Origin of the sequence: Streptomyces bikiniensis, from assembly GCF_000716625.1 — a bacterium.
In the GTDB taxonomy this organism is placed as follows: Bacteria; Actinomycetota; Actinomycetes; order Streptomycetales; family Streptomycetaceae; genus Streptomyces; species Streptomyces bikiniensis.
Map to the genome: position 1 here is coordinate 107284 of NZ_JNXJ01000005.1, position 12050 is coordinate 119333.

Sequence of the window (12050 nt, forward strand, 5' to 3'; positions counted from 1 at the left end):
GCAGGCGTGCGCCCGCACTCCTCCCCCCGCTCGTCAGGAGCCCGCCGTCGCGGGGCGGGAGGCGCTCGTCGTGGTGCGGGAAGCCGTCGTCGCGGCCCCGGCCCCGGCCCCGGTGAAGTGCAGTTCCGGGTCGGCGACGCTGTCGGTGCGGAGCAGCTTGACGTCCGAGTGGTAGTCCATCGAGGTCAGCCACGGCATCCGGTCCCCCTGGCGGGGCAGTCGGTCGACCGCGCGCCGGATGTAGCCGGCGTCGAAGTCGAGGAACGGCCGGGTCGGCATCGCCGGATCGGCCGGCTCGGGCCGGCAGACGTCGTGACCGGAGGCGTCCATGTGGGCGAGGAGACGGCAGAAGTGCTCGCACAGCAGGCCGACCTTGAGCGTCCAGGAGCTGTTGGTGTAGCCGATCGAGAAGGCCAGGTTGGGCACTCCGGAGAGCATCATGCCCTTGTAGGCGACGGTGTCGGGAATACGGACCTCCTCGCCGTCGACGGTGATCCGGATGCCGCCGAACGCCTGTACGTCCAGACCGGTCGCGGTGACGACGACGTCGGCCTCCAGCTCGCGGCCGGATGCGAGCCGTACCCCGTTCTCGGTGAAGGTGGCGATCCGGTCGGTGACGACCGAGGCCTTCCCGGCGCGGAGGGCCTTGAACAGGTCCCCGTCTGGCACGGCGCACAGACGCTGGTCCCAGGGCTCGTACGGCGGGTTGAAATGCTCGTCGACCGGGTAGCCGGCGGGCAGCTGCCTGGTGTTGGCCCACCGGATGAGCCGGCGCGCGGCCTTCGGGTACCGCCGGCAGAAGGCCCAGACGAAGCGCTGCCGGGCGATGTTCTTGCGCCGGGTCAGCGCGTAGCCCCGCTCCTGCCCGAGGCACTTCTTCAGGGCGTTGGCGATCACGTCCCGCTTCGACACCGGCATGATGTAGGACGGGGTCCGCTGGAGCATCGTCACGTGCGCGGCGGTTCCGGCCATCGCGGGCAGCAGCGTGACCGCGGTGGCTCCGCTGCCGATCACCACCACCCGCTTGTCGGCGTAGTCGAGGTCCTCGGGCCAGTGCTGCGGGTGCACGATCGCGCCGCGAAAGCGCTCCCGGCCCTCGAAGTGGGGGGTGAACCCCTGGTCGTAGCGGTAGTAGCCGCCCGCGCAGAACAGCCAGGAACACGTCAGCGTCGTCCGCTCGCCGGTGTCGGCGCGTTCGACGTGCACCGTCCACCGCGCCGGGTCGCTCGACCAGGCCACGGAGAGCACCTTGTGGTGGTAGCGGATGTGGTCGTCGAGGCCGTTCTCGGTCGCGGTCTCGCGCAGGTACGACAGGATCCGGGGCGCAGCGGCGATGGACTCCTCGTCCCGCCACGGCTTGAACTCGTAGCCGAAGGTGTGCAGGTCGGAGTCGGAGCGGATCCCCGGGTAGCGGAACAGGTCCCAGGTTCCGCCGGAGGCGGCCCGGGCCTCCAGGATCGCGAAGGTCTTCGACGGCAGTTCGGTCTTCAGGTAGTGGCCGGCCCCGATGCCGGAGATCCCGGCGCCGACGACCAGGACGTCGAGGTGTTCGGCGGCGGGCTGGGCTGAGGAAGCGGGCATGGACGACGACTCCAGACGACGAGAACGAGCCGGGGCGAAGCGCGGGCGGGGACGCGAGAACGGTACGACAGGGGCGGCCGTACGAACGGAGCAGCAGGACGACGCCGTACAGTCCGATTTTTCGCGGTCCGACGCCTTACAGACCGGTATTGCGCGGTCCGATGCCGTACGGTCCGATATTCCGCGGTCCCACGCCGTACGGTCCGGTATTCCGCGGTCCGAGGCCGTACGGTCCGGCCATGGCGGGGCGTGGACGGCGGGGCGGCCGAGCACGGAGTGCGCCGGAACGGCGTGCGTACGGTGCGATGTGCCCCACTGGCACGAACGCGGCTGACCTGGGGCGGGCCCCGGGAACCGGCACTTCCAAGAACCCCACGAACTCCACGGCCTCCACGAACCCCACAGGCCCCACGCGCCCTACGAGAGAGAGGGCCCCAGATACGCGTAGAGGAGGAGGCGGGTCTCGTCGACGAGCGCCGGGTCCCCGGCGGGGTCCGTGCGGAAGGCCAGCCGGACGAGGGCGTCGGCGGTCTCGACCCCGACGAGCACCTTCCGGTGCAGTTCCTCGTCGGCGGGGCGGCCCAGGTGCGCGGCGAGGAGACCGCAGATCCGCTCGGCGACGAGCCGGTTGGGATCCTCGGTCTCGTCGTGCGGGGCCACGTCGTCCCCCGGGGCGGCGCCGGGGTCACCGGCGACGCCGGGCCCCTGGTCGGCGGGGGTGTCGGAGGCTTCTCCCGGTGCGGCGGCGGGCACGCCGAAGTCGACGAGGGCGAAGCCCGGGACGGTCCGCTTCATCGCGATGAACTCGTCGAGGACGCCGTCGATGGCGCCGTGCGCGTCGAGGAGCGGTGTCGCGGCGAGGCGTTCGGAGACCCGCTCGGCGTACCGGTCGAGGTTGCGGAGGGCGAGGGCCGCGACCATCGCCCGCTTGTTGCCGAAGAAGCGGTAGACGGAGCCGATGGGGACACCGGCGCGGACGGCGACGGCCCGGGTGCTCAGCCGCTCGTACCCGGTCTCGTCGAGGAGTACGGCGCAGGCGTCGAGGATCCGGGCGAGCCGCTCGGCGCTGCGCTGCTGCACGGGGGCGCGGCGGAGTGCCGGAACGGTCTGGGGACGGGTCTGGGGCACGGGGTCCATGATGCCGCTCCGGTGGGGGCGGGCGAAGCCGGGGCCTCAGGCGACGAGCAGGCCGATGCCTCCGAGGGTGTACGCGATCATCAGCAGGAACAGGGGGAGTTGGCCCGCGACGGCCCTGGCCGGCGGGAAGAGGCGCACGGACCGGTCGTGGGCGGCGACGACGCCGAGGACGTGGCCGGTGACGACGGCGCCGACCTGAAGGGCCGCGAGGCCGCCGGGGTCCAGGGGTGGAGCGGGGGCGGGGGCGTTGTCAGCACCTCCTGCCATGATGACGATCCGTGAAAATTCGGTGACTAGGAGTGAGAAGTAGTGGGCAGTGAGATAACCGAGGGCGATGGGCAGCAGGGAGTGGGCGAAGGAGGTGAGGGGGGTGGTGAGTTCGCGGTCCGTGAGACGCAGGACGCCGGCGCAGAGGCCGTAACAGGCGGAGACGAGGGCGACGGCGGCGAGGAGGCCGAGAGTGGCGGTGGGGACGGGGCCGAGGGGTGAGGTCTGGAGGGTGGTGATCCAGCGGGGGTTGTCGGAGAGGCCGTCGTAGGCGGTGGAGCCGAGGAGGACGCAGACGGTGGCGACGAGGCCGGGGAGCCGGGGGGTGGAGTCGAGGCCGTCGAAGGGGGAGCGCAGGACCAGCCGGCCGTCGGCGCGGCGGCCGAGCGGGGAGAGTCGGGCGAGGAGAGAGGAGTACACCTCGAAGGGGTCGGCGTGGGCGAACCAGCGGTCGCCGTAGCGGGCGGCACCCAGGAGCTGGACGCCGAGGTGGAGGGCGAGGGCGGTGAGGAGGGTGGCGCGGGAGGTGTTGTCGGGGGCGACGAGTTCGAGCCAGGCGAAGAGGAGGAGGCACGCGGCGGCGGGGCGGAGGCCGAGGGCGGCGGGCAGCGGGCGGGGGTTCCGCGGCGGGTGGAGCGCGTGGAGGGTGCGCAGGGGGTTGAGCAGGCGCCAGACGGGACCGAACAGGAGGGAGGCGGGGACGAGTCCGACCCAGAGGAGGACGTAGAGGGCGCCGGGGGCGGGGTTGCGGTCCGGGTCGTCCGGGCCGAGGAGGAGGTGGAGGAGGAAGACGAGGGCGACGGCGGCGCCGAGGAGCCGGAGTGCGGTGCGGGTGGACGGGGCGTCGGCGGCCCGTTGGAGGGCGGTGGGGAGCGGGCGTCCGGCCAGGTCGCCGCGGAAGCGGGAGGAGGACCAGAGCAGGCCGAGGGCGAGGAAGGAGACGAGGAGAGCGGTGAAGGCGCCGGCGTAGGCGTAGAAGGGGGAGAGGGGGAGGTCGTGCCGGGAGCCCACGCCGTGAGCGAGGGCACGGGTGGGGACGGAAACAGGGGCGAGGAGCGCGGTCATCGGACGACGAGCTGGGTCAGCACGAGTCCGGAACCGTGCGTCTCGACCTCGAAGAGGCCGGTGCGGTCCGCGGTGAGGGTGAGGGTGGCGGGGATGCCGGCGGAGAGCGGCAGTTCACGGTCGTAGCCGTGGACGTGGAGGGTGTCGTCGCGGTCGCTGGTGACATGGAGGGTGAGCCGTTCGCCCTTCTTCAACTCGATGCGGGAAGGAGGCGGTTGGACGGTTCGACCGGTGATGGTGAGGGTGGCGGTCCGGCCGGGTTCGGTGGGGCGGGGGCTCGGCGGGGAGGATGCGGCGGGGGTTCCGGCCAGGGGGACGGTGGCCTGGACGGGGACGCCGTCGGCGGCCCAGACGGTGTGGTCGTCCGCGTGGAGCCGGACGGTCAGGGTGCGGGCACCGGCCGGTACGTGACCCCAGGGGCCGTAGAGGCGGCCGGTCTCGCGGCCGTCGACCAGGAGGCGGGCGTGGCCACGGCCCGGGACGGCCGCGCCGCCGGTGCTCTCCGGGGTGAAGAGGAACCTCTCCACGGTGAGGTGGACGTTCCAGCCGCCCTCGGAGTCGGGGCGGACCTCGGCCCGGACGGTGGGGGCTTGCGCCGCGGGAAGCTCCCGGAGCCGGTGCCCGGTCTCGTCCCGGGCCGGCAGCAGGGTGCCGCTGCCGCCGGTGGCCTCCTGGTGGCCGGTACCGGGCTTGTGATGGGTGGTGGCCCGGCCGCCGCAGCCCGCGAGGACCGGCGCGGCGGCCAGGACCAGCACCAGGCAGAGACCGCCGAACCGGCGCCCGAGGGGCAGTGCTCCGGGTATGCGCATCATGCGGGCCCCTCCCCGCGATGCGGACGGGCCTCGGAGGCCTTCGGGGGCACGGGGCTGGGGGCAGGGGCGGAAGCGGAGTCGCTGCTGGGGGCGGCGGCGTCCCCGGGTGCGGTCGGTTTTGGGGTCGGGGGGCGGGTGCCCGCCGCCACCACGGCCCAGAGGATCCAGACGACGCCGAGGAGGAGGCGGAGCCAGGCGGGGCTCACGGGGATGCCGGGGATCATGAGGACCGCTTTGTCGAAGGCGTCGAGGAGGGTGAGGGCGCCGAGGGCCAGGGTCGTCAGGCCGAAGGCGGGGCGGGTGGGGCGGAGGGTGAGGCCGAGCAGGGTCCACCAGGCGCCGGTGAGCAGGAGCGCGGCGGCCGGGACGGCGGTCGGGGTGAGGGCGAGGGTCGAGCCGGCCACGTCCAGGGCGAGGCCGGCCAGGCCGAGGAGGGTGGCGGCGCCCGCGAGCCGGTTGCCGCGCAGTCGGCGCCACCACAGGGCGCCGCCGGTGAGGGCGAGGAGGAGGGCGCTGCCGAGGGCGAGTTGGGTCTCGACGCGCTGGACGCCCCGGGCGCCGTACCAGTCGCAGCCGGCCGGGAGGCGGCGGGCCTGGACGTCGTAGTCGGCGCAGACGAGGAGCTGGGCGAGTTTGACGGGTTCGCCGATGAGGCGGTCGGCGGCGCCGGAGACCTCGCCGCACCGGGCGCCGCACTCGGGGAGGGCGCCGGGGCTGGTGGCGCCGGCGTCGGCCTGCCAGCAGTTGCCGCTGCCCTGGCCGTCCCACCAGACGTCGGTGCGGTTGGGGCGGGAGGCGCCGGAGCGGTCGGTGCCGAGGTGGTTGCCGGCGTAGCGGTTGTGGTGGGAGGTGTCGGTCTGCTTGCCCCAGGCGGACTCGCCGCGGATGAAGGCGGGGACGGCGTTCAGGTGGAAGGCGGCGCGCTGGTGGCCGTACACCCAGTTGTCCTCGTAGAGGTTCCAGTTGCCGCCCGCGGTGATGATGCCGGTGCCGGGCGGCATGGAGATCTGGGGGCAGACGACGCCCCGTTCGTAGCCGCGTTCGACGGGCGGCTTGGCGCAGGTGCCGTCGGCGACGTACGGGTAGTAGTTCTGGTTGTTGTCGTGGATCAGGTTGCGTTCGAAGCGGGCGTGGTTCTGGGGCAGGCCGGGGTGTCCGGGGAAGGCGGAGTCCATGGAGGCGCCGCCCATGTTGTGGTCGAACTCGTTGTCGTGGACCCAGACCGAGTCCCCGGCGGTGCCGGAGTAGCCGACCATGTTGTGGTGGCTGCGGCAGCCGGTGATCTCGATGGAGTAGCGGGGGACGTCGTAGCCGCGCCCGTCGTTGATGTTCGAGGCCGAGCCGGGGTAGATGCCGGAGTCGCCGTTGCCGTAGGACTCGCAGTTCTTGTAGAGACCGTGGTCGGAGGCGAAGGTGAGGAAGCCGTACTCGTCGTTCCAGCGGGTGAGGACGTCGTCGATGACGAAGCCGTCGGCAGCGAGGACGTACAGCGAGTTGAAGGTGGTGCGCTGGGCGGTGAAGTTGCGGAAGTAGACGCCGTCGGAGCCGTCGGCCCGGATCGCGTTGAGCTTCTGGTACTTGGCGTCGATGACGACGTCGAGGCGGGAGGCGCCGGTGCCCTCGATCTGGAGGTCCTTCTTGCCGAGGATGGCGACCAGGTTCTGGTTGTGCGGGCACTGCCGCTGCTGCTCGTAGCTGAGGATCTGGTAGCCGAGTGCGGAGTCCGGGGCGTCGAGGGAGGCACAGGCCCCGGTGGGCGGGGGCTGCGAGGGCTCCTCCTCGTAGAGGCCGGGGAGGATCGCGATGGTGAGGCCGGGCCGGTCGACGGCGTCGACGGCCTGCTGGAGGTGGCGGTACCCGGAGGCCGCGCAGCGCTCGAAGAGGGCGAGGTTGCGGGCCTTGAGCGCGGGCGGGAAGGCGGAGGTCCGGCGCGCGAAGCCGGCCCGGTCGGTCTTGCAGACGAGGAGGTCGGGTTCGCCGGTGCGAAGCTTCGGCACGCTGCCGGAGCCGTCGGGGAAGGTGACGGGCCGCTCCTCGTGGGCCTGGGCCCCGGGGGCGGTGAAGAGGGCCGCGGCGAGCGCCGCGAGCACGACCGAGAGCGCGAGGACGAACCTTCGGGTCCGGGACATGCGCGTGAGAGTAGAGCAATGTTCATCTTTTTTGACCCCCTCGCGCACGCATCGGCCCTCACCCCCTCACGCGCGTCAGCCCTCGCCCCCTCACATGCATCAGCCCTCGCCCCGCCCACATGCGCCGACCCGAGCCCCCTCGCGCACGCTGAGCCGAGCTCCCTCGTGCACACCGGCCCATGCGCCCTCGTGCACACCGGCCCGCGCCCCCGCACACACCGGCCCGCGCGCCCCCGTGCACACCGGTCCACACCCCCCGCACACACACCGACCCACGCGCCCTCGTACCCACGCACCGTTGACGGGAGGCGCGCAGAATCCTACGGTCTCCCATAGGATTCCCTTGCGGGCTCAGGACAGGAGCGGGCGATGACCACGGAGCAGGCCAGGAAGACGGCCGAGGCGCTCACCTACGGCACCGGTTTCGGCAACGAGCACAGCTCGGAGGCGATCCCCGGCGCACTGCCGCACGGCCGCAACTCGCCGCAGCGCGCACCACTCGGCCTCTACGCCGAGCAGCTCAGCGGCAGCGCCTTCACCGAGCCGCGCGCGCACAACCGCCGCTCCTGGCTCTACCGCATCCGCCCGTCGGCCGCACACCCGCCGTACGCCCGGATCGACAACGGGGCGCTGCGGGGCGCCCCCTTCACCGAGACCGTGCCCGACCCCAACCGGCTGCGCTGGAACCCCCTGCCCGACCCGGCGCCGGGCACCGACTGGCTGGCCGGCCTGTGGACGCTCGGCGGCAACGGCGACGCGACCCAGCGCACCGGCATGGCCGTGCACCTCTATCACGCCAACGCCTCCATGGAGCGGGTCTTCGGCGACGCGGACGGCGAGCTGCTGATCGTCCCCGAGCGCGGCGGCCTCCTGCTCCGCACCGAGCTGGGCCTGCTCGCCGCCCGCCCCGGCGAGGTCGCGCTGGTCCCGCGCGGGGTCCGCTTCCGCGTCGAGCTGCTCGACGAGACCGCCCGGGGCTACGTCTGCGAGAACTACGGCGCCCCCTTCCAGCTCCCCGACCTCGGCCCGATCGGCGCCAACGGCCTGGCCAACGCGCGTGACTTCCGGTCCCCGGTCGCCGCCTACGAGGACGTCGAGGGCCCGGTCGAGGTCGTCAACAAGTACTGCGGCAACCTCTGGTCCGCGACGTACGGGCACTCCCCGCTCGACGTCGTCGCCTGGCACGGCAACCACACCCCGTACGTCTACGACCTGCGCCGCTTCAACGTCATCGGGTCGATCTCCTACGACCACCCCGACCCGTCGATCTTCACGGTCCTCACCTCGCCCACCGACACCCCGGGCCTCGCGAACGTGGACTTCGTGGCCTTCGCCCCGCGCTGGCTGGTCGGCGAGGACACCTTCCGGCCGCCGTACTTCCACCGGAACGTGATGAGCGAGTACATGGGCCTGATCGAGGGCGCGTACGACGCCAAGACGGCCGGGAAGGGGGGTTTCGTGCCCGGCGGCGGCTCGCTGCACAACATGATGTCCGCGCACGGCCCCGACCGGGAGACCTTCGACAAGGCCAGCGCCGCCGACCTGAAGCCGCAGAAGGTCGACGACGGCCTGGCCTTCATGTTCGAGACCCGCTGGCCGGTGACCGCGACCCCGCAGGCCGCGAACGCCGACCATCTGCAGAAGGGGTACGACGACGTGTGGCAGGGTCTGGAGCGCCATTTCCGGCCGTGACGTCCCGGCCGTAAGCCCGTAGCCCCGTACGGAGGACCCGTGACCGCCTTCGCTCCCGACTCGCTGGTCCTGAACCGCAAGCTGCCGCTCTGGTACCAGGTCTCGCAGTCGCTGCGCGCCTCGATACTGGGCCGCACGCCCGACGCCTCGCTGCGGCTGCCCACCGAGGAGCAGCTCGCCGCCCACTACGGCGTGAGCCTGCTGACCATGCGCCAGGCCCTCAAGGAGCTGGAGGAGGAGGGCCTGATCAGCAGGCACCGGCGGCGCGGCACCTTCATCGAGCCGGGAGCCCGCCGCTCCACCCCGCGCCGGCTGCTCGGCTCGATCGACGCGATCGTGGCCCAGCAGTCGGGCGAGCGGACGACGGTCCTCGGGCACGGCAGCGAGCCGGTGCCCGGGGAGCTGGCGGAGTTCTTCCCCGGCGTGCCGGAGGTCGTGGCGTACCGGCGGCTGCGCAGCGACGGGGAGAGCGGCGAGCCGACGAACTGGGCGGAGAACGCGGTGCTCCCCGAGCTCGCCGCCACGATCGACCCGGCGGACCTGGAGCGCTGGCCGATGACCAAGGTGCTGCGGGACGTGGTCGGGGTGCGGATCAGCCGCATCACGGACACCGTCGAGGCCCGCCTCGCCGACCCGGAGACGGCGGGCCTGCTCCAGGTCCCGCTGCTCTCCCCGATCCTCCACTACACGGGCGTGACCTACGACGAGGACGGCAGGGTCGTCGACGTGGCCCGCATCCGCTACCGCGGCGACCGCTTCTCCTTCACGGTCACGGTCGAAGCCCACTGACGTGCTGGAGGCGCACCGACGGCGGTCGTTAGCATGCGGGGCGTGACCGATGACGCCCGGCCGCAGGACGCGCCCCTCCTCGACGAGTTGATGCCGTGGTCCGTGGCCCCGCTGCGGTTCGGCCGTTCCTGGATCGTCGCCCCCGACGTGCGGACGCTGCGGACCCGCTGGGACCGGCTCACGGCCGCCGAGGGGGCCGAGCGGGAGGCGCTGTTCCGGCCCAGTCGGGCGCGGACCCCGGCGAGCGCGGTGACCTCGCTGCCCGGACAGCGCACCGGGACGGTGCGGTTCGCGCGCGAGGCGGGCCCGTGCCCGGCGCCGGTGCGGGTGGCCTCCGGGCCGTTCGACGAGCAGTGGCTGCTCCCCGACCACCGGCTGATCGACACCGCGCGGCCGGAGCTGTGGCGGGTCGCCGGGGAGCCGCAACTCTTCGCCGTCGAGCAGGGGTACGTGCCGGGGGCGGCCGGGCCCGCGCTCCTGGTGACGGCCGCGCTGCCGGAGGGCCGATCCCCGGCGGGCCGTCCGGGCCGGATCCGGCCGCTGTTCCGGCGCCCCGGCGGCCGCGAGCCCAACCTCGCGCCCGGCCTTCTGGACTTCCTCGGGCAGCGGTACGGAAACGGGGTCGGCGCCCGTGACTGGCTGGCGTGGACGGTGGCGGCGGCCCGCCCCTCCCCCGCCGGGTGCCGCGTCCCGCTCCCCGCCGACCCGGAGGTCTGGGCGGCGGGCGTGGCGCTCGGCCGGGACCTCCTCGACGTGCAGCTGCGGGGCGCCCTGAGCGGGACGAAGCCCCGCCTGCCGGGCGGCCGCCGCCCCTACGTGCGGGCCGCGGTCCCGGCGCGCCCGACGACGATGGCGTACGACTCCGAGGACGAGGCGCTGGTCCTCGACGGGGGCCGGATCTCCCCTGTACCGGCGGAGGCCTGGGAGTTCCGGGTGGGTGGGGCCCGGATCCTGGAGCAGTGGTTCGCGCACCGGACCGCTCCGGCGGAGCCCGGCTCCCTGGAGGCGATCGGGCCGGCCGCCTGGCCGCAGGAGTGGACCTCGGAGCTGCTCGACCTCGTCACCGTGCTCGCGCTGCTCGGGGCGCGGGAGCCGGAGCGGGCGGCCCTCGCGGCCGGGGAGGGCGGGGGTGCGGCGGCCCTGCGCGCCGCCGGGGTGCTGCCGCCGCCCGCCCGGGCCCGCCGCCCCGCCTCCGTACTGGACCACCGGGAGGAGGGCCCGGAGGGGCAGTGCGCGCTCCTGTGACCGCGACGGGACGACAGGGAGCGGGTGACGCATCCCCTGATGACAAGGGCCGGTCCGGCAGGGTAGGCAGGGCGGTCATGAGCACTCAGCCACTCCCCCTCGAAGGGATCACGGTCGTCGCCGTCGAGCAGGCGGTCGCCGCGCCCTTCGCCACCCGCCAGCTCGCCGACCTCGGTGCCCGCGTCGTCAAGGTCGAGCGCCCGGACGGCGGCGACTTCGCCCGCGGGTACGACACCGCCGCCCGGGGCCTGGCCTCCCACTTCGTGTGGTGCAACCGCGGCAAGGAGTCGGTGGCGATCGACCTCAAGGACCCCCGGGGCCTGGCCCTCGTCCGGCGGATGGCGGCCGGCGCCGACGTCTTCGTGCAGAACCTGGCGCAGGGGGCGGCGGCCCGCCTCGGCCTCGACGCCGCCACCCTGTGTGCCGCGCACCCGCGGCTGATCGCGGTGGACGTCTCGGGGTACGGGGCGGAGGGACCGTACGCGCACCGGCGGGCGTACGACATGCTCGTCCAGTGCGAGGCGGGCCTGGTGTCGGTGACCGGCACCCCCGGGCAGCCCGTCAAGTCGGGCATCCCGGCGGCCGACATCGCCGCCGGGATGTACGCCTTCTCGGGCGTCCTCGCCGCGCTGGTGCGGCGCGGCGCTACCGGCCGGGGCGGGCCGGTGGAGGTCTCCCTGCTCGACTCGCTCGCCGAGTGGATGGGACATCCGCTCCACCACGGGATGCACGGGGGAACGGCCCCGGCGCGCACGGGGCTCGCGCACGCGGTGATCGCCCCGTACGACGCCTATCCGACGGCGGACGGGGGCCTGGTGCTGCTCTCCGTGCAGAACGACCGGGAGTGGCGGCGGCTCGCCGGGCAGGTGCTCGGCAGGGCCGACCTCGCCGACGACCCGGCCTTCGCGACGAACGCGGCGCGGGTCGCGGGGCGCGCGGCGACGGACGCGGCGGTCGCGGAGGCGCTGGCTCCGCTGACGGCGGAGGAGGCGCTGGCCCGGCTCGACGCGGCGGGCATCGCCTGCGCCCGGCTCAACTCGGTGGCGGAGCTCGCGGACCATCCGCAGCTGACGGCCCGGGGCCGGTGGCGGGAGGTGGAGTCGCCGGTCGGGCCGCTGCGGTCGCTGCTCCCGCCGATCGTGTTCCCGGACGCGCCGGAGCCGCGGATGGACCGGATCCCCGCCCTCGGGCAGGACACGGACGAGGTGCTCGCCGAGCTCGGGCTGCGGGAGGCGGAGGTGAAGAAGCTCAGGGAAGCGGGCGTGGTCGCCTGACAGGCGCCTGGCGGCACCGGTGGAGCCGACGGAGCTGATGGGGCCGACGGAGCTGGTGG

Annotated in this window: 9 protein-coding genes; 4 read left to right on the forward strand and 5 right to left on the reverse strand. The window is 73.9% G+C overall.

Going from position 1 to position 12050, the window contains the following annotated elements; translation table 11 throughout:
* Positions 1-33: 33 nt before the first annotated feature.
* The 5 genes from OO47_RS04840 to OO47_RS04860 form a co-directional block, all read right to left on the reverse strand.
* Positions 34-1581, reverse strand: coding sequence for a flavin-containing monooxygenase (locus OO47_RS04840; RefSeq protein WP_033208086.1), 1548 nt, complete (start codon positions 1579-1581; stop codon positions 34-36).
* 417 nt (positions 1582-1998) lie between these two features.
* Entirely contained in the window at positions 1999-2718 is a 720-nt protein-coding gene (locus tag OO47_RS04845) for a TetR/AcrR family transcriptional regulator (RefSeq protein WP_030212872.1), read from the reverse strand.
* A 36-nt stretch (positions 2719-2754) separates the two neighbouring features.
* Entirely contained in the window at positions 2755-4050 is a 1296-nt protein-coding gene (locus OO47_RS04850; protein ID WP_030212869.1) for a hypothetical protein, read from the reverse strand.
* Positions 4047-4859, reverse strand: a complete 813-nt coding sequence (locus OO47_RS04855; protein WP_106969338.1) for a cupredoxin domain-containing protein — start codon at positions 4857-4859, stop codon at positions 4047-4049. The genes OO47_RS04850 and OO47_RS04855 overlap by 4 nt, the downstream gene beginning before the upstream one ends.
* Positions 4859-6991 (reverse strand): right-handed parallel beta-helix repeat-containing protein, encoded by a 2133-nt coding sequence (locus OO47_RS04860; protein WP_030212861.1) that lies wholly within the window; start codon positions 6989-6991, stop codon positions 4859-4861. The genes OO47_RS04855 and OO47_RS04860 overlap by 1 nt, the downstream gene beginning before the upstream one ends.
* 369 nt (positions 6992-7360) lie before the next feature.
* Between OO47_RS04860 and hmgA the strand changes: the two genes are divergently transcribed.
* From hmgA to OO47_RS04880, 4 genes are all read left to right on the forward strand, one after another.
* Positions 7361-8683: a homogentisate 1,2-dioxygenase gene (gene hmgA / locus OO47_RS04865; protein WP_030212858.1), complete on the forward strand. Its 1323-nt coding sequence runs from the start codon at positions 7361-7363 to the stop codon at positions 8681-8683.
* 39 nt (positions 8684-8722) lie between these two features.
* Positions 8723-9472 carry a GntR family transcriptional regulator gene (locus tag OO47_RS04870; RefSeq protein ID WP_030212855.1) on the forward strand — a complete coding sequence of 250 codons (750 nt, stop codon included), beginning with the start codon at positions 8723-8725 and terminating at the stop codon, positions 9470-9472.
* A 33-nt stretch (positions 9473-9505) separates the two neighbouring features.
* Positions 9506-10717 carry a type ISP restriction/modification enzyme gene (locus tag OO47_RS04875; RefSeq protein ID WP_030212852.1) on the forward strand — a complete coding sequence of 404 codons (1212 nt, stop codon included), beginning with the start codon at positions 9506-9508 and terminating at the stop codon, positions 10715-10717.
* Positions 10718-10794: 77 nt separating this feature from the next.
* Positions 10795-11991, forward strand: coding sequence for a CaiB/BaiF CoA transferase family protein (locus OO47_RS04880; RefSeq protein ID WP_030212849.1), 1197 nt, complete (start codon positions 10795-10797; stop codon positions 11989-11991).
* The last annotated feature ends 59 nt before the right edge of the window (positions 11992-12050 follow it).